This window comes from Pantoea ananatis PA13 (assembly GCF_000233595.1).
GTDB lineage: Bacteria > Pseudomonadota > Gammaproteobacteria > Enterobacterales > Enterobacteriaceae > Pantoea > Pantoea ananatis.
On the sequence record NC_017554.1, the window covers coordinates 1,813,255 to 1,834,958 of the forward strand.

The 21,704-nt window shown below is 51.9% G+C and carries 17 protein-coding genes; 15 read left to right on the top strand and 2 right to left on the bottom strand.

Going from position 1 to position 21,704, the window contains the following annotated elements; all coding sequences use genetic code 11:
* Positions 1-56: 56 nt before the first annotated feature.
* Entirely contained in the window at positions 57-1,511 is a 1,455-nt protein-coding gene (locus PAGR_RS08495) for an AMP nucleosidase (protein WP_014593991.1), read from the bottom strand.
* 394 nt (positions 1,512-1,905) lie between these two features.
* Between PAGR_RS08495 and PAGR_RS08500 the strand changes: the two genes are divergently transcribed.
* From PAGR_RS08500 to tssC, 10 genes are all read left to right on the top strand, one after another.
* A complete protein-coding gene (locus PAGR_RS08500; protein ID WP_024470994.1) occupies positions 1,906-3,321 on the top strand; it encodes an EmmdR/YeeO family multidrug/toxin efflux MATE transporter in 1,416 nt (471 codons plus the stop codon).
* A gap of 1,109 nt (positions 3,322-4,430) precedes the next feature.
* Positions 4,431-5,030 (top strand): hypothetical protein, encoded by a 600-nt coding sequence (locus PAGR_RS08505; RefSeq protein WP_014593989.1) that lies wholly within the window; start codon positions 4,431-4,433, stop codon positions 5,028-5,030.
* Between the two features lie 23 nt (positions 5,031-5,053).
* A complete protein-coding gene (gene tssJ, locus PAGR_RS08510) occupies positions 5,054-5,557 on the top strand; it encodes a type VI secretion system lipoprotein TssJ (RefSeq protein ID WP_013026251.1) in 504 nt (167 codons plus the stop codon).
* Positions 5,558-5,578: 21 nt separating this feature from the next.
* On the top strand, positions 5,579-6,919 hold the full coding sequence (tssK, locus tag PAGR_RS08515) for a type VI secretion system baseplate subunit TssK (protein ID WP_014605520.1): 1,341 nt from the start codon (positions 5,579-5,581) through the stop codon (positions 6,917-6,919).
* A 16-nt stretch (positions 6,920-6,935) separates the two neighbouring features.
* Entirely contained in the window at positions 6,936-8,177 is a 1,242-nt protein-coding gene (locus PAGR_RS08520) for a DotU family type VI secretion system protein (RefSeq protein WP_013026249.1), read from the top strand.
* A gap of 3 nt (positions 8,178-8,180) precedes the next feature.
* Positions 8,181-11,807: a type VI secretion system membrane subunit TssM gene (tssM, locus tag PAGR_RS08525; RefSeq protein WP_013026248.1), complete on the top strand. Its 3,627-nt coding sequence runs from the start codon at positions 8,181-8,183 to the stop codon at positions 11,805-11,807.
* Positions 11,808-11,821: 14 nt separating this feature from the next.
* The gene (gene tagF / locus PAGR_RS08530) at positions 11,822-12,535 is read left to right on the top strand and encodes a type VI secretion system-associated protein TagF (protein WP_013026247.1); all 714 of its coding nucleotides are present in this window, start codon (positions 11,822-11,824) and stop codon (positions 12,533-12,535) included.
* 10 nt (positions 12,536-12,545) lie between these two features.
* Positions 12,546-13,568 carry a type VI secretion system protein TssA gene (gene tssA, locus PAGR_RS08535; RefSeq protein WP_014593987.1) on the top strand — a complete coding sequence of 341 codons (1,023 nt, stop codon included), beginning with the start codon at positions 12,546-12,548 and terminating at the stop codon, positions 13,566-13,568.
* An 80-nt stretch (positions 13,569-13,648) separates the two neighbouring features.
* Positions 13,649-14,179 carry a type VI secretion system contractile sheath small subunit gene (gene tssB / locus PAGR_RS08540; RefSeq protein ID WP_014605521.1) on the top strand — a complete coding sequence of 177 codons (531 nt, stop codon included), beginning with the start codon at positions 13,649-13,651 and terminating at the stop codon, positions 14,177-14,179.
* Positions 14,179-15,678, top strand: coding sequence for a type VI secretion system contractile sheath large subunit (tssC, locus tag PAGR_RS08545; RefSeq protein ID WP_013026244.1), 1,500 nt, complete (start codon positions 14,179-14,181; stop codon positions 15,676-15,678). Before tssB ends, tssC begins: the two co-directional genes overlap by 1 nt.
* Before the next feature lie 256 nt (positions 15,679-15,934).
* Here tssC and PAGR_RS23880 read toward each other — a convergent pair whose 3' ends face one another.
* Entirely contained in the window at positions 15,935-16,189 is a 255-nt protein-coding gene (locus tag PAGR_RS23880; protein ID WP_155676327.1) for a hypothetical protein, read from the bottom strand.
* A gap of 69 nt (positions 16,190-16,258) precedes the next feature.
* Between PAGR_RS23880 and PAGR_RS08550 the strand changes: the two genes are divergently transcribed.
* From PAGR_RS08550 to PAGR_RS08570, 5 genes are all read left to right on the top strand, one after another.
* Positions 16,259-16,741: an Hcp family type VI secretion system effector gene (locus PAGR_RS08550; RefSeq protein ID WP_013026243.1), complete on the top strand. Its 483-nt coding sequence runs from the start codon at positions 16,259-16,261 to the stop codon at positions 16,739-16,741.
* 68 nt (positions 16,742-16,809) lie between these two features.
* Positions 16,810-17,640, top strand: coding sequence for a glycoside hydrolase family protein (locus PAGR_RS08555; RefSeq protein WP_014605522.1), 831 nt, complete (start codon positions 16,810-16,812; stop codon positions 17,638-17,640).
* Positions 17,637-18,452 (top strand): lysozyme inhibitor LprI family protein, encoded by an 816-nt coding sequence (locus tag PAGR_RS23035; protein ID WP_014605523.1) that lies wholly within the window; start codon positions 17,637-17,639, stop codon positions 18,450-18,452. Before PAGR_RS08555 ends, PAGR_RS23035 begins: the two co-directional genes overlap by 4 nt.
* 565 nt (positions 18,453-19,017) lie before the next feature.
* Positions 19,018-20,913: a type VI secretion system-associated FHA domain protein TagH gene (tagH, locus tag PAGR_RS08565; protein ID WP_014605524.1), complete on the top strand. Its 1,896-nt coding sequence runs from the start codon at positions 19,018-19,020 to the stop codon at positions 20,911-20,913.
* Positions 20,910-21,701, top strand: coding sequence for a PP2C family protein-serine/threonine phosphatase (locus tag PAGR_RS08570; protein WP_013026239.1), 792 nt, complete (start codon positions 20,910-20,912; stop codon positions 21,699-21,701). The genes tagH and PAGR_RS08570 overlap by 4 nt, the downstream gene beginning before the upstream one ends.
* The last annotated feature ends 3 nt before the right edge of the window (positions 21,702-21,704 follow it).

Below are 21,704 nucleotides of genomic sequence, written 5' to 3' on the forward strand. Positions count from 1 at the left end.
ACGGTATTAACGGGAAGGTTTTTCGCATTAATACCGTCTTTTTCATTCATTATTGTTTAACGGAAAGGCGGTTCGTTAAACGTACGTAACTTACGTGAATGCAACTTATCACCTTCGGCGCGCAATAATTCAACCGCGCGAATACCAATCTGTAAATGCTCTGAAATCGCGCCGTCGTAAAAGCGGTTTGCCTGGCCCGGCAGTTTGATTTCACCGTGCAGCGGCTTGTCCGAAACACACAGCAATGTGCCATAAGGCACCCTGAAACGGTATCCCTGAGCAGCAATCGTTGCACTTTCCATATCGACAGCCACGGCCCGGCTCAGATTAAAACGCAGGGCAGAGGCTGAATAGCGCAACTCCCAGTTACGATCGTCTGTTGTCACAACGGTTCCGGTGCGTAGCCGTTCTTTTACCTCCTCGCCTGGCATACCGCTCACGGACTTGGTTGCGTCATACAAAGCCCGCTGAACTTCGGCAATGCTTGGAATCGGAATGTCGGGCGGCAGAACGCTGTCCAGCACGTGGTCGTCGCGCAGGTATGCATGAGCCAGCACGTAGTCACCAATGCGCTGACTCTCGCGCAGGCCGCCACAGTGCCCTATCATCAGCCAGGCGTGAGGACGAATGACCGCCAGATGATCGCAGATTGTTTTAGCATTGGACGGGCCCACGCCGATATTGATCAACGTAATGCCCCGGCGATTGGGTGAGGTCAGGTGCCAGGCTGGCATCTGATGCTTTTTCCAGGCCAGGTCAGACAGCATGGCTTCATTGTCTTCTGTACTCGCCGTCAGAACGACATCGCCCGCGCACACAAGGCTGTCGAAAGGGGTTGAAGGATCGCGAACCTGTTCAATGGCCCAGCGTACGAATTCGTCTACGTAGCGCGTGTAGTTGGTAAACAGGACAAAGGGTTGAAAATGCTCAACCGCCGTGCCGGTATAGTGGCGCAGGCGGGCAAGCGAAAAATCTGTGCGCAACGCGTCAAAGTGAGACAGAGGAAAGGTCGCATCGGCATGAAATAAACCATCTGCCGTTTCATCACCAATCTGCGACAGTTCAGTCGTTGGAAAGTGACGCGCAATCCCCGCACTCATGGTGCGATCCAGCGACAGATCGGACCCGTCTATGACGTAAGGATAGGGAATTTCCTGACGCGAAGGACCGACGTCGATCGTCACCTCATACTCTTTTTCTAGCATGGCCAGCTGTTCAGAGATGTAATGGCGCAGCAGAGCAGGGCGCGTCACCGTGGTGCTGTAACTGCCAGTATGGGTAAAGCGGCCCCAGGCTCGGGTGCGATTCTGCTGAGGCCCGTCGCCCTGCCACGTAATGCGTAGTTCAGGATAAACAAACAGACCTTGCGCGCGGGCAACGGGATCGGGTAGCGAGCCTTCTTCCGTATAGGCCTTAATTGATGCGCGCAGAGCGTTGACGGCTTCATCATACATCTGCTCAAGCGTATCAAGAGCCTGCTGGCGTGTCAGATTTTTCCGTTGGGCTGGCATAACCTCTCCTTTAACGTTCTTACGACAATTTCCCCAAGCTTAGCGGGTTTAACGCAGGATTTGGTGAAGAATCTATGATCAAGCGCATTTTGCTGCCGCCAGTTATGGGCGAGGCTTAGCGCTGGTGCGTGGGTTTACATCAAAATGCAGACAAACCTGACGCCTGCCTCCGCTTTTTGGTAAAGAAGAGGGCCGTTTCCGGGCATGATCGTGCGATGACATCGGCAACGCGATGATTCAACGAGGTGAGGAAAAAGGTAAAAAAAGTGTGTAACGATGATTTAACAGGAATGCAAAACGTTTTGCATATTTGCCCGCAGGCTACCATCATTAGAGCTCTTTCCCCGACTTCTTCATATTTGGTACTCCTTTGCAAAATCCCGGCGTAGCAGTGGTGCAGGCGATTAAGCGCACGGCGTGGTATCCCAAACGTCGTTCTTACCGCACGCTGTACTGGCGTGAAATTTCGCCTCTTGCAGTCCCGATCTTTTTTGAAAATGCCTGCGTGCTGTTAATGGGCGTGCTCAGTACCTTCCTGGTCAGCTGGCTAGGTAAAGAGGCGATGGCAGGCGTTGGCCTGGCTGACAGTTTTAATATGGTCATCATCTCCTTTTTTGCCGCCATCGATCTGGGCACAACGGTGGTGGTCGCTTTCAGTCTGGCAAGGCGTAATGGTAAACGGGCGCGTGCCGCTACGCGGCAGTCGCTGGCGATGATGACCATTTTGGCGCTAATTCTGGTCATTGCGATTGAGTTCTGGGGCCATCTGATTATTGACGCCATTGCCGGCGCTGCCGAACCGAAAGTAAAAGCGCTGGCGCTGAGCTATCTCCAGGTTTCGGCATGGAGCTATCCGGCAGCGGCCATCACGCTAATCGGCAGTGGCGCGTTGCGTGGGGCAGGGAATACCAAGATCCCGATGCTGATTAATGGCGGGATGAACATCCTCAATATCATGATCAGCAGCGTACTTATTTACGGCTGCTTTTCATGGGATGGACTGGGGTTTGTCGGCGCTGGATTAGGGTTAACCATCACCCGCTACATCGGCGCTTTCGCCATTATTTATGTGTTAATGATTGGATTTAATGCTTCGCTTAAAATCACGCTTTCCAGCTATTTTCGTCGCTGGAACAGCAGCATACTTTATGAAGTACTGAGCATTGGCGTGCCTGCCAGTATCGAATCTGTGCTGTTTAACGGCGGTAAATTGCTGACCCAGGTATTTGTGGCTGGCATGGGCACCAATGAGATCGCGGGTAACTTTATTGCGTTTTCTGTTGCCTCGCTGATTAACCTGCCGGGTAACGCGCTTGGATCGGCTTCAACCATCATCACCGGAAAGCGGCTGGGTAAATACCAGGTATTTCAGGCTGAACGACAGGCGAAGCATGTTTTTTGGCTGGCAACCATTTGCCTGTCGTGCGTTGCGGCCCTGACCGTTCCGCTGGCGGGCTTGTTGGCACGTTTCTATACCAGCGATCCTGAAGTGATAAATGTCACGAAACACCTCATCTGGCTCAATGCCTTGTTTATGCCGATTTGGGCAGCGTCGTGGGTTTTACCGGCTGGGCTGAAAGGCGCGCGTGACGCACGTTACACGATGTACGTCTCTATGTTTAGTATGTGGTGTGCAAGGGTCGTGGCTGGCTATTTGCTGGGCATTGAACTGGGAATGGGCGTCATCGGCGTCTGGCTTGGCATGTTCCTCGACTGGACAGTGAGAGGGCTGTTTTTCTGGGGAAGGTTCACCAGCGGTAAATGGCTGAATAATTACCGTAAAATGATCGCGAAAGCCGGGCCATCCTAATTCCTTTTCCTGATTTGTTATCTCTGTCGCCGCTTTAACCCGGGTGGCGACGATAAATACTGCCATTCAATGCCTGAGTGATTTCAGCCCATACCGCTGTTCACATCGGGCCATTGGCACGTCCTGCGCTTATGCAATCCACCGCGGCTTAGTCTCTGGCTGTATTAAAATCACTCACATTGCCTTTTATTGATCCAGCTTGCGGCTAAAACCAACACTGCTCCCCGATATATTACTTAAGATAATTCTTAATTTAGCAATACTTAAAATATTTAACTTTTTGTATTTATTGGTTTTTTAATAAATGACACGCTTCGTGTTTTCTAAAAATTTGACTTAATTACGATCTCAGACTTAAGAAAATCAGCTTCAGGGCGCTTCGCTGGCCGTTTTATCCCTTTTTACCATGATTAAATATTCGTACTACTAATGTTTAATTATCTAAACGAAGCGGCTGGCAGGGCTAAATCGGGGTTTTTTATCGCCTCGATAGCATTTGGTTAACAAGTGCCTGAAGTTTGAGATAATACTATACATTAATATTTTTACTATTTAAGCTCGCTCGGGGCTGTGTTGAATTTTTTAAGGCATTATGTAAAGCTGTGTAAGATGTTAAGAAATGGAAAAGAACTTTACACAGGCGAGCAGGATGTTGAGGCTCGTGCGGTAGCTATGGTGTTGCAGTTTAATTTGTAAGCCATTGATTTATTGCTATTTGTGTGAGATCGACTGGAATTTAAGCAGGATGTTGCCATTCTCCCCACACTTATAACGATTAATCAGCCTTATTAAACTTAACGATTCAGCTTTATGAATCGTTTTTGCGCAACGCTTAACCAGGCTGCCTTAATGACGTTTGCGTTTAGGAATTTGTCAGTTTGCTGAATGTTTAACCGCGAATTCAGCCGTCTTGTTCCGGTCATCAGGTTTCATGGGCAGTTTCACACCTGCTCACTCTCATCGAATAGAAAATTTTAAACTCACTACCTCATCTCATTCAGGCAAATTGTGTTGTTAATCAGTGTATTGGCTCCAGATGGCAGCCAGCATCGCTCGTTCTGCAACAGGGTTTGCTTAACACCGGCCAATGGCCACTTGTTTGGGTATTAATGGAACTAAATATGAAGAAAATGGTGAACTTTCGAATTGCATTAAGCCTGATGTTTGTCTTTGCTGTTGCAGGCTGTAAAACACCGCCAAAAATGACTGATGACACAATGGTGAGCAGCACCGTTGATGGCACAACCCTGATCCATCGTCATGCCGTTGCTGCGCCGGCGCAGTTCTCCGCATTAAATGAATCCTATCGCGCTTTATATCCTGCATCGGTGATGACGCGTCCGGACTTCGGCGGCAAAGTCGTCGAAACCCTGAAAACAGGTGAAACCTACACCGTTGTGGGTCAGGTTGAAAATAACTGGCTGGCATTAGGTGAAGAAGCGCAGGCTGAAGCGCCACCAGCAGCCAGCGATGCCAAAGCCACTGACAGCAAAGCGGCACCGGCTCAGGCCACAACCAGCGCGATAAAAGTTGTTGGTTATGTGCCTTTCCGCGCTGTGGTGAAAAGCGATTTGTACGATCAGACCGTTAAAGCCGATCAGCCGAAACGTCGTGCGCGTGCCGCCGCCAAGAAAAAAACCTGTGTTTCTGTAGATGGAAACAGCCAGGCGTGCCAGAACAAGAATAACGGTACCTGGATCATCAACTAAGTCAGGGGCAGGGAGGGACAGAAATGGCACAAACTTACTTTCGCGTTGGCCTGGCAAAATGGATCTGGCCCTTCCTGCTGCTTCTGCTAACGGCATGCAGTAGCAGTAAGCCTGATATTGCGCGATACAACCTGCACTTTCAGGCTCATCCTTCCATCAATTCGGGCGCACCTCTCAAAGTCCGGGTGATGTTGCTGACGTCTGATGCAGAATTTATGTCCGCCGACTTCTTCACTCTGCAGAATCAACCCGCTACCGCACTGGGAAATACGCTGCTCAACAATCAGCAGTTTTTCCTGATGTCCGGTCAGCTCAGTAAAACGCTGAGTGCCAAAAGCCTCCCCGACGCGCGCTTTATCGGCATCATGGCGGAATATCAAAAGCTGGATGGCAAGGTGTGGCGACTTGCGCTGCCTTTCCCAGACAGTGACAGCAGCTCGTTCTGGCAGTTCTGGAAAAGCAATGATGGTGAGTTAAACGCCAACATTATCGTTGACGATGCCGGCATGCGTCCCGTTAAGCAATAAAACCGTCTTCAAAGGATGATTATGAACAGAGCCGAAAAGGTTGTTTGGGCGGAAGGGATGTTTTTACGTCCTCACCATTTCCAGCAGGCAGAAAACTTTCTGCAAAGCTCGCTGCGTGAATGGGGCCAGTCGCAACGCCCTTATGTTTGGGGATTTTTCGATCTCGAATTTGATGAAGCGCTGTTGCGGCAGGGTAAACTGGCACTGAGCGCCGCCAGTGGATGCCTGCCGGATGGAACGTTTTTTGCCTTCAGTCAGCCACAACACGGCCCTGCGCCGCTGGACGTTCCCAGCAATACCGACCGCGCCAAAGTGGTTTTGGCCATTCCCGCTCGCCGCAATGGTCGCGAGGCGGTGACGTTTCAGGACGCGCCTGATTCGCTGGCTCGCTATCTGGCCTGGGAAGCGGAAGTTGAAGATGACAATGCGCAGGCTGTCGGAACGGCCACCGTTCAGTTTGGCAAGCTACGCCTCCGCTTGATGCTGGAGCAGGATCTCACGGCGGAATGGACGGCGATGGGCGTTGCTCAGATAGTTGAAAAGCGCAGCGACAACCATATCCGTTTAGACAATGATTATATCCCTCCCACGTTAACCCTTGCTGGCAGTCGTCCGCTTCAGAGCATGATGACCGACCTGCACGGCATGATTCAACAACGTAGCCAGCAGCTGAGCCAGCGCGCACCCGGAACGGGCCGCTTTAACAGCGCGGATATGGTTGATTTTATGCTGCTGGCGTTGCTTAACCGCCAGTTGGGCCTTCATGCGCATCTGCAGCATCTGCCGCTATTACATCCCGAAACCCTCTACAGCCACTGGCTGCAGCTGGCTGCTGAGCTGGCAACGTGGACAGAGGCGCGCACGCCGGATGCTTTCCCTCTCTATGACCACGACGACCTGCAGGGTTGCTTCTCCCGCCTGACGCTATTACTCCGTCAGGGCCTGTCGCAGGTGATGGAAGAGAGCGCCATTCAGTTGCCGCTGACGCAACGCTCACACGGCCTGAACGTGGCGACCGTGCCGGATAACAGCATGGTGCGTGAATTCGGTTTTGTGCTGGCCGTAAAAGCAAACGTCCCGGCCGACGCGCTGAAAACGCATTTTCCGGCGCAGATGAAAGTCGCCCCCGTCACCAAAATTCGCGATCTCGTCCAACTGCAGCTACCGGGCCTTGCCCTGAAAGCCATGCCGGGTGCGCCACCGCAGATCCCATGGCACGCAGGATACAGCTATTTTGAGCTGGATAAGAACAGCGAGCTATGGCAGGAGATGGAGCGATCGGGTGCCTTCGCGCTGCACCTTGCCGGTGAGTTTCCGGGCCTGAACATGGAGTTCTGGGCCATTCGCAGTCAGTCAGAATAATTCAAACTGAGCAGGCATGATGCAGGAACAAAATAAACCGAACAGTGATGCTTTTCAGCAGGATCTTAGCCACCAGAATAGTTTGGTGGCTGCAGCGAATCCGCTGATTAACGCGATTCCACAGATTCGTCACTCCGTCTCCCATGACGATCCCGCACGTTTACGTCAACAGCTTATTGACCAGATCCGCCGTTTCGAGCTGGCCTGCCAGCAGTCCGGACTGAGCTATGAGGTGATCGTTGGCGCGCGCTATTGTCTGTGTACGGCGCTTGATGAAGCCGCAGCACTGACGCCCTGGGGAAGCCGTGGCGTGTGGACCAGTAATGGCTTACTGGTCACCTTCCACAACGAAACCTGGGGCGGGGAGAAATTCTTCCAACTGCTGGCGAAACTGTCGCAAAACCCGCGTCAGCACATCCTGTTACTGGAGCTGATCTATTTCTGCTTACTGCTTGGTTTTGAAGGGCGCTATCGGGTTCTGGATAATGGACGCTCGCAACTGGATACGATTAAACAGCGTCTGTTGCAGATGATCAGGAGCGTCAGGGGCAGCTTTGCCGCCGCCTTGTCGCCGCATCCGACCGATCAGCCGGTTCTGCGTAAACTCTGGCGCCCCATGATTCCGCTGTGGGCCTGTGCGGCTCTGGCGGGCCTGGCTGCCTGCCTGTTCTATATCGTGCTGAACTGGCGTCTGGGGGATTACACCTCGCCCGTGCTGGCCAAAATCTACCAAACGACGCTGCCAGAAGTGCAGATTCGTAATCCGGCACCGCCGCCGCCGCCGTCACTGAACCTGAAGTCATTCCTGAAACCTGAAATCGACGAAGGCCTGGTGGCCGTGCGCGATGAGGCAGATCAAAGTGTGGTGACGCTGAAAGGCGATGGCTTGTTCGCATCCGGTTCGACAGAGGTTCGCGGACGTTATGATGCCGTTATCCAGCGTGTAGCTGAAGCCATGAATAACGTCAGCGGGAAAATCCTGGTGGTGGGCTACAGCGATAACGTACCGATTCGCAGTGCCCGATTTGCCTCCAACTATGAGCTGTCTCTGGCCCGTGCCCAGTCTGTTCAGACGCTGTTACAAAAACAGCTGGCAAAACCATCACGCGTTAAAGCGGAAGGGCGGGGTGAAACGCATCCGTTGGTGCCGAATACCAGTGCAGAAAATCGCGCGCGTAATCGTCGTGTTGAAATTACGCTGCAGGTTGCACCTGATACGACGCAAGCTGAAGTTAACGGCCTGGCGAGAGGGAACTAATCCATGCTGAATGTACTATTTGCGGTACTGACCAGCCGTCTGGCCTGGGGCTTTGTCGGTATCACCGCACTTTCGTTTATTATCTGGGTCATTGGCCCGGTGTTCTCGATTGTGGACTCCCGTCCGTTGGAGTCAGAACAGAACCGCGTAATCAGTATTGCGCTGCTCTATGTTGTCTGGGGCCTGAGCCAGGCGATTCCGCGTGTCTATAACTACTGGCTCAACCGTAAGCTGATGTCCAGCCTGGAAACCAGCAAATCGGATACGCCGGAAGAAGACCGCAAGCGACTGACCAGTGAAGATCAGGTGCTGGCCAGCCGCTTCTCTGAAGCGACTGAGATGCTGAAAAAAGCACACTTCCAGCGGCAGAGCAGCAAAGGTGCGCCTTTCTGGGCGCAGCGCTTCAGTCATCAATATCTCTATCAACTGCCTTGGTACATGATCATCGGCGCGCCAGGTGCCGGTAAAACCACCGCTCTGGTGAATTCTGGCTTGCAGTTCCCACTGGCGGACAAGTTCGGTAAGGCTGCGCTACGTGGGATCGGCGGGACGCGTAACTGTGACTGGTGGTTTACTAACGAAGCCGTGCTGCTGGATACGGCGGGGCGCTATACCACGCAGGAGAGCCAGCAGGAGCGCGATGCCGGCGAATGGCATCAGTTTCTCGATCTCCTGCGTAAATACCGTGGCCGTCAGCCGGTTAACGGCGTCATCGTCACCTTGAGCGTGGCAGACCTGTTATCACAGTCGCCCGAGGCCATGCGCAATCAGGCCGTGGCGCTGCGCCAGCGTCTGATGGAGTTACACGATCGGCTCGGTATTCGCTTTCCGGTGTATGTCCTGGTCACCAAAACCGACCTGTTAAAGGGGTTCCGCAGCTATTTTGCCAGCCTGGATAAGGCACAGCGCGAGCAGATTTGGGGCTTTACCTTTCCGTGGGCCAAAGCATCAACGGCTGAATTTGAACTCAGCAGCCAGTTTCAGCAGGAATATTCGCTGCTGCAGCAGCGCCTGGATGCCGGACTTGCCGATGTGCTGCTGGCGGAAAGTGATGCCCAGGCACGTGCCGAAAGCTACCTGTTTCCACAGGAGTTTGCGGCATTGCGCCCTCAGTTGGCTGAGGCGCTGGACATTCTGTTTGCGCGTTCCGATTTCGAAACGCAGTTCGCTCCGCGCGGCATCTACTTTGCCAGCGGTACGCAGGAAGGCTTACCCTTTGACCGCGTAATGGGTGAACTGACGCGCGCCCTGCATCTGCCAGGCCAGCAGCAGAGTGAGTCGGGCAGTTGGGACAAAGTGGATAAAGACGCGCCGATCCCTCAAAACAAAGGTCAGAGCTTTTTTCTTAAGGGCGTGCTGGAAAATGTCATCTTCCAGGAGTCCGGTCTGGCCGGCAGTAACCGCTGGTGGGAGCTACGTAACCGCGTGGGCCTGTGGTCGGGTTATCTGGCGTTACTGGTTATCGTACTCATTGCCGGTGCACTGTGGCTGGTGAGCTATAACAAAAACAAAACCTACCTGCAGGAGATGGCGGCGAAAAGCCCCCAGGTTGAGCAGCTCGGTGACAAGTTACAAAAAGAGGTGAACGGCAACCTCTTTGCACTGGTGCCTTACCTCAATACGCTGCTGCACCTGCCTGAAAGCGCCTCCTTTTCTCTGGAGCATCCGCCGCTCACGCGCCGGATGGGGCTATATCGCGGAACGGAAGTCAGTGATGCGACCCAGGCCTTGTACGAAAGGGCGCTGAAACAGCTGCTGATGCCGCAGGTTGCGCAGAATATCACCCGCTGGTTACGCAATGATACGGGAAGTGACGCTGACTACAGCTATGAGGCGCTCAAGGCTTATCAGATGCTGTACCAGCCAAAACACTATGACGGTAAGTTTCTTCAGGCGTGGATGATGTTAAACATCTCGCGTGAATTGCCGCAGGACGTGACTCAGGCAGAGGTGAAACAGCTGGCGTGGCATCTGCAACAGCTACTGGAAACGCAGATTCAGTCCTCGCCCTATGCGAAGGATGATGCGCTGGTAAAGCGCGAGCAGGCGCTGATTAGTCAGATGCCGCTGTCACAGCGCGTTTACGGACGCCTGAAACGCCTGCTGGAACGCGATGGCTCAATGTCACCGGTTACCTTGTCCGCGCTGGGTGGACCGCAAAGTGAACTGGTGTTTTCCCGTAAAAGCGGTAAGTCTGTCAATGAAGGTGTTTCCGGGCTCTTTACGCCAGACGGCTACTGGAACCATGTGGATAAACAGATCGCGCCAGTCACGGATGCGCTCTACAAAGACGATATCTGGGTGCTGGGTGCAGAGACGGCCCATGAAGACAGCAAACAAACCGACCTTGCGGTGCGCCAGCTCTATATTCAGGATTACATCCGCCAGTGGGAGCAGTTTCTCAGCGATATTCAACTCAACAGCAGCGCCGATTTGACCCAACGTATTAATACGGCGCGCCTGCTGTCAGGGAATCATTCGCCGCTGCGGCAGTTAGTGATTAACCTGAGCAAACAGCTCACGCTCACCCGGGCGCAGCCTGAAGACAAGAATGCCAAAGATACGGCCGCGTCATCGGATAACAGCGCCACACGAACGCTGCAGGCACTGTTTACCTCGCCGCGCGCAAACGGCGAGCAGGCGGTGGTGCAGCAAACGCCTGAGCAGGCGGTGACCGCGCACTTTGCACCTGTCATTGAGCTGGCACAGCCGTTACAGCAGGGCAGTAAGGTCCTGGCCGTTGATGATTTTCTTAAGCAGATCGACGATCTCTATCGCTATCTCACCGCCGTGCAGGATGCCGCGAATAGCGGTATGCCACCGCCGGCGAGTGATGCCATTAGCCGTTTGCAGGCCAGCGCCGGACGTTTGCCCGGTTCACTGCAAAATATGGTGTCAGGCATGGCAGTGGGCGCCAGCAGCGATGCACAGCGTCGCGACATGGATAACGTTCGCAAGCGCATCACCATGGAAGTCGGCAGCTTCTGCCGTCAGGCGATAGCAGGCCGTTACCCGCTGGTCCGGAATGCACGCAGCGAAGTCACGCCTGATGACCTGGCGCGCATGTTTGCGCCGGGAACCGGACTGATGGACAGCTTCTTCCGCGATAATCTGGCCAGCAAAGTGGACACCACGCGCGCGGCATGGCGCTTCACGCCCGGCATTGATGGCAAAACCTTGCCAGGTGGCGAAGCCTTGCTGCGTCCTTTCCAGCAGGCGCAGTCGATTCGCGACGCCTTCTTTGCCAATGGGGCCACTACGCCATCCTTCCGCGTCACGTTACGGACGGTGAAGATGGATAACGATATCCTGAATATGACGCTGGATGTCGATGGACAGATTTTGCGCTACAGTCATGGACCACAGGCAGTGCAGTTAGTCAGTTGGCCCGGACCAGGTGGAACCAGTCAGGTGCGCATGCAACTGGGGCTAACGAACGGCACGACCTCAACCCTGACCACCAGCGGCCCATGGGCGCTTAATCGCTTCTTTGATCGCGCACGGGTGACGTCGGTAGGTGGACTGACTCGCGAAGCCAGCTTTAGTGTGGACGGCCATAATGTGACGCTGTCATTCACGCCAGGCAGCATTCGTAATCCTTTCCAGCTACCCGCATTTAGCTGTCCCTGAAACAGGACCTGACTATGACCCATTACGCAGCACCTGGCTGGTACGGCAAACTGCCTAGTTCGGGTGATTTTGTTAAACGACGCTTTCCCGATACCTTGCAGCGCCAGTGGTCTAACTGGTTTCAGGTGGGATTGCACCACTGGAAGACCAGTGCTGAAGGCGAAAATGCGCCTTCTCGGGCTTTTCTTAAAGCCCCGGTGTGGAATTTTGTGGTACCACCGATGTTGGGCACGCAACTGATTCAAATGGGCTGTCTGACGGCCGCACGCGACAGCGTGGGTCGCCATTATCCCCTCTGTGCCCTCCGTTATTTTACCCCAGCGGAGTGGATGCCTTTGTTGCTGACGCGTTCAGGCGACTGGTATCACCAGATGGGAAATACCTTATTGCGGGCGGTTCAGGATGGCGGTACGCCCGAACAGTTCGATCAGGCGCTGTTGAGCATTCCACTGCCGCAGCCTCAGCAGGATGAGGCGTCATCAGATATTCTGGCGGTGATCGGCAACGGTGAACAGGATTCAACACTGAGCTGGCATCTGCCGTCCCAAAGCTTTGATCCGCAGTTCCAGACCAGTTTCTGGTGGACGAATCAGAGCGACGGTTTTCCGCTTTATACCCATGTCCACAGTGGAAACTTAACCGCGCAGTTATTTTCCCTGTTGTTTGATCCGGCAGGCGGTGCGAAGCCGGGACGAAACGGACTTTATCCCCCGATGTTTGAATCCTGAGGCGAAGCGGATGAGTATTGATATTGACACGTTGCTGATACCGGTAAGCCACGATAATCCGTGCGGTGAAAACCTGGAGTACGACGCGGACTTTCAGGCGATGGAGCAGGCCAGCGTGGGAAAAGCCGAACAGCAGTTCGGTAACACCATTATTCCGGCTGAGCCAGCGGACTGGAACAAAGTTGAAAAGCTCGCGCTGGAACTGATGAGCCGCAGCAAAGACCTGCGTGTCATGCTGACCCTGACACATGCCTGGACGCGCCTGAAAGGGTTACCGGGCTATGCACAGGGCCTGCAACTGATTGAACAGGCGATGTTGCAGTTCTGGGAACCGCTCTGGCCTCGCCTTGAAGAAGACGGTGAGCACGACCCGTTTTACCGCATCAACGCGCTGGCTGTGCTGGGCGACCAGTCGGCACTCACGGCCGCCGTTCGTCAGTCATGGCTCATGCGCTATGCGTCCGACGGTATTACGCTGCGTGATGCTTCGGCGCTGTGTGACGGCAGTAAAACAGAGGTACCAGATTATCCGGGTGGACTGCCGCGTCTGAATGACGAACTGGCACGAGGGGAACAACCGGGCATCGCAGCGATTCAAAACATTGCCGAGCGTTTGCAAAATATTCGCCGCATCGTGATTGAAAAGCTGGATGAAACGGCCTTGCCGGATATGAGCCAGCTGCAACGCAGCATGGCAATGCTGAATGAGCGCTGTCAGGCCACGGATATGGAATCGTTACACTCCCTGGCGGCGGCGATGCAATCCGCACCCGCAACTGAGCAGCAGCCCAGCGTCGCTGCACCACGTGCGGCTACCGACTGGCGCAGTGCCCAACTGAATTCGCGGGCAGAAGCCCAACTTATGCTGGAAAAAGTCAAACAGTACTTTAGTCAGCATGAGCCGAGCCACCCGGCACCGCTGATGATTGACCGGGTACAGCGCCTTATCGAACTCGATTTTATGGACATCATTCGCGATCTCGCGCCCGATGGTGTGCATCAGTTAGAAAACATTTTTGGACGCCGCGACTAAGCTAACAGTCAAGCCTTTACGCAGCGAGACCTGCGCGCCTCCTGCGAGCCTATACCCGCGCATTATTTATGGAGAGAACCATGCCAACAATGAAGTCCAGTGGGCAGAAATTTATCGCCCGCAATCGCGCGCCACGCGTTCAGATTGAATATGACGTGGAAGTCTATGGCGCAGAACGTAAAATTCAGCTGCCATTCATCATGGGTGTTTTGGCCGATTTAGCCGGTAAACCGCTGGAGCCGCAGGCCAGCGTTGACGACCGTAAATTCATGGAAATCGACATCGACAATTTCGATGAGCGTATGAAAGCCATGAAGCCACGTGCGGCATTCCAGGTAGACAATACGTTGAACGGTGACGGCAAACTGAACATCGATCTGACCTTCGAAAGCATGGACGATTTTTCTCCCGATGCCATTGCCCGCAAAGTCGATCCACTAAACAGCCTGCTTGAAGCACGTACCCAGCTCTCCAACCTGCTGACCTATATGGACGGCAAAAACGGCGCCGAAGAGCTGATCGGCAAGATTTTACAGGATCCGACACTGCTGCAGGCGCTGTCACACGTGCCTAAGCAAACGGATGCCCCTGAAGGTAAGGAGGAGCAGTAATGAACCAGACTTCTCAACAACCACAATCGCAGGGCGGCGCCAGCTTTAGTCAGGATGAGTTCAGCGCGTTACTGAACAAAGAATTCCGTCCTAAAAGCGACCAGGCACGCGAAGCTGTAGAAAGCGCGGTGAAAACGCTGGCGCAGCAGGCGCTGGAAAACACCGTGACCATGTCCAGCGATGCCTACCGCACCATTCAGGCACTGATCGCTGAGATTGACGAAAAGCTGTCTCAGCAGGTTAACCAGATTATTCATCACGAAGAGTTTCAGAAGCTGGAAAGCGCCTGGCGTGGTCTGAGCTATCTGGTGAATAACACCGAAACTGATGAGATGCTCAAGATTCGCTTTATGAGCATCTCCAAGCAGGAGCTGAGCCGCACCCTGAAACGCTATAAAGGCGTGGGCTGGGATCAGAGCCCGCTGTTCAAGAAAATCTACGAACAGGAATATGGCCAGTTTGGTGGTGAACCTTTTGGCTGCCTGGTGGGCGACTACTATTTCGATCACAGCCCGCAGGACGTCGAGCTGCTGGGCGAAATGGCGCGTATCGGTGCTGCAGCACACTGTCCGTTTATCACCGGGACAGCCCCAAGCGTAATGCAGATGGAATCCTGGCAGGAACTGGCGAATCCACGCGATCTGACCAAAATCTTCCAGAATACCGAATATGCTGCCTGGCGCAGCCTGCGCGAGTCTGAAGACGCGCGCTATCTGGGCCTGGTGATGCCGCGCTTCCTTTCTCGTCTGCCTTACGGTATTCGCACCAACCCCGTGGACAGCTTTGATTTTGAAGAGCAGACCGACGGTTCCGACCACAGCAACTACAGCTGGACCAACGCGGCTTATGCCATGGCGGCCAACATCAACCGTTCGTTCAAAGAATACGGCTGGTGTACATCCATTCGCGGCGTGGAGTCGGGTGGGGCGGTTGAAGATCTGCCTTGCCACACGTTCCCAAGCGATGACGGCGGCGTAGACATGAAATGCCCAACGGAAATCGCCATCAGCGATCGCCGCGAAGCCGAGCTCGCGAAGAATGGCTTTATGCCGTTAGTTCACCGCAAAAACTCTGACTTTGCCGCCTTTATCGGCGCCCAGTCGCTGCAAAAGCCTGCGGAGTACCACGATGCTGACGCCACCGCCAATGCGCGTCTGGCAGCGCGGCTGCCTTATCTGTTCGCCTGCTGCCGTTTCGCTCACTATCTGAAGTGTATTGTGCGCGACAAGATTGGTTCCTTCCGCGAGCGCGACGAAATGGAACGCTGGTTGAACGACTGGGTGATGAACTATGTCGATGGTGACCCGGCTAACTCTTCTCAGGAAACCAAGTCTCGTAAGCCGCTGGCTGCTGCAGAGGTGAATGTGGAAGAGCAGGAAGACAATCCAGGTTATTACGCCGCGAAATTCTTCCTGCGTCCGCATTACCAGTTGGAAGGGTTAACCGTTTCGCTGCGTCTGGTATCGAAACTGCCTTCGCTGAAGTCGAACGAAAACTAATCGTTGAAACGCTAAGCACGCTCTTCGGAGCGTGCTTCTTGCGAGCAAATGCACTAAAGCATGAAAACATGCCGTATATAAAACAATGGCTGATGTATGTCGTCCCTCATACTTTGATTATGCTGATGAAGCGGAATAAACCTTTTCCTAAAGTGATGTCTTTGGCGAATGGCTGGAAGCTTTCATCATAGATTTATCAGTATAATGATCGACCTGTGTTTAAAATATAAAAACGTCGACTTTGGCAAGCTGAAAATTATTTGGTCTTCTTTAATCGTTTTTTTTTGACTTTGTTCCAGCAGAGTAATTTTCTTGAAACAAAGTGCGCAACATAATCGGGTTGCCCCATAATTGTCGTGGCTTTTTGCACAATGACATTAATTTGAAATACGAATACAGCAAAAAAATCTCCTGCTATAGCGGTTAATTGTGGTGGGATACTTCGGAGAGCCTGTAGCAACCTCCCGAGTCGAGGCAAAAGTAAAATATGGACTGTTTTATTCAGCCCCATGCTTTTCTCTTTGCCATATAGATGCTTTTTCGAAAGCGACAACTTTTTCCATAACGAAGAGTAAATATTATGGCTATTGATATGTATTTGAAGGTAGACGGTATTACTGGTGAATCTAAAGATTCAAACCATACCGGCTGGATTGATATTACCTCTTTCTCCTGGGGCGCTAATCAGCCGGGTAATATGAGCGTGGGCGGCGGCGGCGGTGCTGGTAAAGTAAACTTCAACGACCTGCACATTAATGCCAAAATCGACAAGGCTGTCACTGCGCTGTTGAAAAACTGTGCCAGTGGTAAGCACGTCACTAAGGTTGAAGTTTCAGTTTGCAAGGCTGGCGGTACGCAAATCGAGTATACCCGCATCACCCTGGAAGACGTGCTGGTCACCAACGTACAGTTCGTGGGCTCTGAGCACGACGATACCCTGGGCGTGACCTATGCATTCCAGGCTGCGAAAGTGAAACAGCAGTACTGGGAGCAGAGCTCTTCCGGTGGCAAAGGCGCAGAAAGCAGCGCTGGCTGGAATATCAAAGAGAATAAAGAAGCGTAATGATATGGCAGCCCTGAAAGGGGCTGCTTTTTTAAATAAACTCAATTGCATGCAAAAGGAATTTTGATATGACGCTCTTACGCTTAGGCGATCGAGGTGATGCTGTTGCAGTTTTACAAAAAATGCTTGGAGAGAAAAATTATAAAGTCTCAATAGATAAGGTTTTTGGTAAAAATACAGAGTTAGCCGTAAAAAAATTCCAAACTGATAATAAATTATATGCAGACGGCATTGTTGGAAGAAAAACCTGGGAAGCACTAGGAAAAAGAGTTGTAGCTCCCGTTCCTCCGCCTCCGTTAAAAGGTGTTCAGGGACGGCAGTATGTTAGCGGAATGAAACTGTCGGAAAGTGGGATTCAGGCACTTTTTAAATTAGAGTCTTTGCGCGGCGTCAGTAATCACTTGCATTGGCCTGGAGGTAAAAGCGGTGTGACTTTAGGTGCTGGCTACGACATGCTTGAAAGAACACAAAGTGAGATAAAGCAAAAACTTATTTCTATCGGCATTGATGCAACTTCTGCTGCTAAAGCGGCTGAGGGAGCAACTAAAAGTCATAAAGACGCGTCCGATTTTGCTGTGCAAAACAAAAATCTTATAGATTTATCAAGGCAGCAAGAAACTGATTTGTTGAGATTGACTGTTCCACATTATGAAACATTAATAAAAAACAGGATTACAGTCCCCTTAACACAATATGAGTTTGATGCACTGGTTTCGTTTGCATACAACTCTGGCGGTGTTTTAAATAAAGTGACCAATGACATTAACAACGGAAATGTTGGTGATGCAATGGCGATGATTAAAAAAATAATCTATAGCGGTGGTAAAGTCTTTAAAGGTCTGGTTAACAGACGTAACTCTGAAGTTAAACTTTATCTAGAAGGGATTTATGACGTATGAACAATAATAAAGGTTTGCTTGTATCTACCCTTTTAGGTGGTTTAGTGGTTATGACGTCTTGCCACGCCAACGGAAATATAGAAAGCGATACAAATGGGCAGTGGGTTGTTAAAAACGTCTATGTGAACAGTAATAACGCCTCACGACCTGATATTATTAGTGATGATCCAAATCTAGTTGGCCGAATCATAAATTTCGACAAAAAAGGTATTTCTGGATCAATTCTGGTGGCGAAGGGGTGTGATTCACCTTCTTATAATAAAAAAGAATCTGTTACGGCAGGTCAGTTGCTTAATCTTACTGCAGGTGAGGATGAAAAGTCGAACAATAATCTTGCAAGTGATTACGGATTACCTTTATCGGCTAAAGATCCAGTAAGTGCTTATGAAGTCACCTGTAAATCAGGCATGTTTGGCCCTTCAGGTGAAAAAGTTGGTAACTGGATTATTGAGAAAAACAATAATGAACTTCTTACCAACTGGAATTCACAAACTTATTTGTTGTTAAAAAAACTGCCCTCTAATCCTAAACCAGCACCCTCATTCGACTGTGCGAAAGCCTCATCAGATACAGAGAAGGCTATTTGTAGCAACGTTGAGCTTTCCGGCTGGGATAAGAGTGTTGCACAAGCCTATAGCATCGCTGTAAAACAAATAAAAAGTATTGATGTTGATGTCAAAGACAAGCTCGCCACGCTTCGTTCTGCGCAAAGTAACTGGATCAAAAAGCGCAATGAATGTGGCGGTGACGCGTCGTGTCTCTCTGAAAAAATGCAGAGTCGGGTTTCTGAACTGGTTGAAGCCTCAAAATAAAGTATTAATCATTTCTTTACTCTCACATCATGCAATCATGATGACATTAAGGCTAAAAGGATTTATTCATAAATGAAAAGGGTGTATTGCAGAGCCACATCCTTTTCATTTTTATTGCTGGTTTTTAAAGTAAGAATCTTAATGTCTCATGATTGAATGTTTTGCTTATCAAAGAGCCTTTTCTTAAATAATGTCACGGCAAGATTTAAAAAAGAGCATGAGATGACAGGGTTTAATATTGACTCCCATTTGAAAAGTGAAAAATTGTAATGAAGTTTGAGGTAAAATATTCGGAATGTAGCTTTCATTTATCTGCTTTTTTTAACTTCATCTTATGCAGAAGTTATGCGCACACCGTATTTAATAACGAGTGCGTCGCCAGGCTTGATGAGTTACGCACGAAAGAATTATCAGAAATGCCCTACGATTAATTTTCACGGGGTGGCTATCTGCAACATTAGGGTTGCGTTTATCTTCCGTACCATTGACTACGCCTCTATATCCCGCCTTTCTCCCCGAGAGACGCGCGATATAGATGTCGAACAGCTAACCGCAGGAATCCGTGATGCGCTTTACGATAATAACCGCTAAACCCGGCCATGAACCGCCGCAAATCAGTTTCGATTTTCTTCCTCCAGGCGGCACTATTGGTCGAGGCGTGGATAATAATCTGATATTGCCCGACGACGATCGCACTATTTCTCGCCTGCAGGCTATCGTGCATATTACTGCAGAGGGTGAATGTCGCCTGACCAACCGCGGTAACGTTACGCGCGTGCTGCTGAATGACATCCCGCTTGAACGTGGACGTCAGGTGGAGTTGCAGGACGGAGATATTCTCGGCATCGACGACTATCGTCTGCTGGTTAACGATCTTAATGGCGAGCAGCAATCGCAGCAGCCTCCGTTGACCGCTGCAGCCGCACCTAAGCAGCAGCCCGTACCCAATGCGGTCCCTGTACAGGCGCCGGCTGCCAGCACGGCTGCCATTCCCAGCGAGATCTGGGACAGCCTTGCCAAAGAGTTTTCAATTTCTGATGATTTATCGAAACGTAAAAGTGCTGCGCAAGAAATGCCGGAGGCAAATCCGTTAACCTCTACAGCAGCAAACCGTAATCCCGAAGATCCGCTGGCTCAGTTAATGAGCGATAAACCGCTGGATATCGGTCAGCAACCTAAGACAAGCAGCCTGTTTGATGAAGAGGATGCACTGTTTGCTCAGGAAAGCATTTTTGATGACCGCACGCCCAGCACCTTGTCGGCAAAACAAAATGCGCAAGGGCAGCCCAAAATAGAGGAAACCTCCACAGACGTGGACCCGTTAAATCTGTTTGGCAGCCAGACCACGCCGGACCCGCGTCATCATGACGATCCGCTGGGGTTAATGATGAGCGGTGCCGTGCCGCTGGCTCAGCCAGATATGCCGGTTTCGCAACCTGTGGCTGCGCCATCGCAGCCGAAAGAAAACCATCAGTCTGCACCCTTGCAGCAGAAAGAGCCCCATCAAGCGGCGCCATTACAGCAGAAACCTCATCACCAGCCGATGCCTGATATCCTGGATACTGCACCGGTTGAGTTGGCTGATTTAAGCAGTTCACCGCTGTTTGATCACACTGAAACGCAGGTCACTCACGATCCCGCTTTCGATCCTCAACCGCAGCCTGCCCAGCCTGAAGGAGCGCAAAGCCCGATTGATTACGGCGGCATTACCTTGCCAACACCGCAGGCGGTGCAACGCACGCCTTCGCCCACGCCAAAAGGGCGGCTGCGCATCGATCCGGTTGCCTCGCACAATAACAGCGGTGGGACCGAGCAGAGTGGCAATGCCAGTAGCGGTGATGCCTTAAAGGGCGAGTTGCTGGATGCACTGCTGGAAGGTATGGGCCTGCAGGATCTGCAACCGACACCGCAGTTCGATCGTGAGCAGATGCGGCAGTTCGGCCAGATGCTCAGCATGTTCTCGCAGGGAACGGTGGCACTGCTGTCTTCCCGGTCGATTTTAAAACGCGGTGTAAAAGCCGACATGACCGTGATCCTGGATGATGCTAACAACCCGTTTAAGCTGCTGCCGTCAGGTAAAACCGTATTGATGCAGATGTTTGGCAGCCGTATGCCAGGTTTTATGCCGCCACGCCAGGCCGTGCGTGACGCACTGATTGACCTCCAGGCGCACCAGTTAGGGATGATTGCCGGTATTCGCGCCATTATTGCTTCCATGCTGCAGTCCTTTAACCCCGATCAGCTCGAAGAAGAAGCGCGTCAAAACGGTTCCGTATCGCGCATTGGACTACCCGGCAGCCGTAAAGCCGCGCTGTGGGAGCATTTTATCCAGCGCTATGGCGAAACTGCCGGTGAAATTGAAGATGACTTCCATACCTTGTTTGGCGAAGCCTTCTTGCACGCGTACGACATGGAAGTAAATCAGTATAAAGACTCACAAACCCACACGGATGACGCATGAATATCTCTACTGCTTCCACGTCGAATCAGGGCGACCGCGCCAGCAATCAGGATCAAACCGGTGAGAGCATCGGCGAGCGTTCGGCTTGCTTTGTGGTGTGTGATGGTGTGGCAGGGTTTCCCGGCGGTGACGTTGCAGCAAAAATTGCACGCAGTAGCCTGATGGAAGCCTTTGATGGCAATGCGCATCTCGATGCGCAAACCATTCGCGATTACGTGAATTATGCCAATGGCGCCATTCGGCAACAGCAAAAGGCAAACAGTCAGCACAGCCGGATGGGCACCACGCTGGTGAGTTTGTTTATCGACAGAGACTATGAACTGGCCTACTGGGCGCATGCAGGCGACAGTCGGCTTTACCTGTTTCGTCGGGGCTATCTCTACCACGTGACCACAGACCACAGCCTGATTCAGCAAATGAAAGATGCCGGGCACCAGACAGAAGGCATTAACAGTAACCTGCTCTATTTTGCATTAGGCATGGGCGATGAACAGCGGGATGCCAGTTACAGCGATGTGGTGCCTATTGAGGATGGGGATGCCTTTTTGCTGTGTACGGATGGTTTCTGGCATGGCGTGACGCTGGAACAAATGCAGCAATCATTGCATATGGTGAATACGCCAGAAGAGTGGCTGACCCTGATGCAACAAATTATCAAAAACAGCCAACCGCAGGGGGGTCAACAGGACAACTTCAGCGCCATGGCTGTGTGGGTAGGTTCACCAGAAGACACCACCTTATTGCACTCGCTGTCTGATGCGGCGCAGTTTTTCCCTCTTCGAGATTGAGAA

Excerpts from the sequence above, each read along its gene's own strand:
- PAGR_RS08495 (WP_014593991.1), bottom strand. The coding sequence starts at position 1,511 with ATGCCAGCCCAACGGAAAAATCTGACACGCCAGCAGGCTCTTGATACG.
- PAGR_RS08505 (WP_014593989.1), top strand. The coding sequence starts at position 4,431 with ATGGAACTAAATATGAAGAAAATGGTGAACTTTCGAATTGCATTAAGC.
- tssJ (WP_013026251.1), top strand. The coding sequence starts at position 5,054 with ATGGCACAAACTTACTTTCGCGTTGGCCTGGCAAAATGGATCTGGCCC.
- tssK (WP_014605520.1), top strand. The coding sequence starts at position 5,579 with ATGAACAGAGCCGAAAAGGTTGTTTGGGCGGAAGGGATGTTTTTACGT.
- PAGR_RS08520 (WP_013026249.1), top strand. The coding sequence starts at position 6,936 with ATGATGCAGGAACAAAATAAACCGAACAGTGATGCTTTTCAGCAGGAT.
- tssM (WP_013026248.1), top strand. The coding sequence starts at position 8,181 with ATGCTGAATGTACTATTTGCGGTACTGACCAGCCGTCTGGCCTGGGGC.
- tagF (WP_013026247.1), top strand. The coding sequence starts at position 11,822 with ATGACCCATTACGCAGCACCTGGCTGGTACGGCAAACTGCCTAGTTCG.
- tssA (WP_014593987.1), top strand. The coding sequence starts at position 12,546 with ATGAGTATTGATATTGACACGTTGCTGATACCGGTAAGCCACGATAAT.
- tssB (WP_014605521.1), top strand. The coding sequence starts at position 13,649 with ATGCCAACAATGAAGTCCAGTGGGCAGAAATTTATCGCCCGCAATCGC.
- tssC (WP_013026244.1), top strand. The coding sequence starts at position 14,179 with ATGAACCAGACTTCTCAACAACCACAATCGCAGGGCGGCGCCAGCTTT.
- PAGR_RS23880 (WP_155676327.1), bottom strand. The coding sequence starts at position 16,189 with ATGGGGCTGAATAAAACAGTCCATATTTTACTTTTGCCTCGACTCGGG.
- PAGR_RS08550 (WP_013026243.1), top strand. The coding sequence starts at position 16,259 with ATGGCTATTGATATGTATTTGAAGGTAGACGGTATTACTGGTGAATCT.
- PAGR_RS08555 (WP_014605522.1), top strand. The coding sequence starts at position 16,810 with ATGACGCTCTTACGCTTAGGCGATCGAGGTGATGCTGTTGCAGTTTTA.
- PAGR_RS23035 (WP_014605523.1), top strand. The coding sequence starts at position 17,637 with ATGAACAATAATAAAGGTTTGCTTGTATCTACCCTTTTAGGTGGTTTA.
- tagH (WP_014605524.1), top strand. The coding sequence starts at position 19,018 with ATGCGCTTTACGATAATAACCGCTAAACCCGGCCATGAACCGCCGCAA.
- PAGR_RS08570 (WP_013026239.1), top strand. The coding sequence starts at position 20,910 with ATGAATATCTCTACTGCTTCCACGTCGAATCAGGGCGACCGCGCCAGC.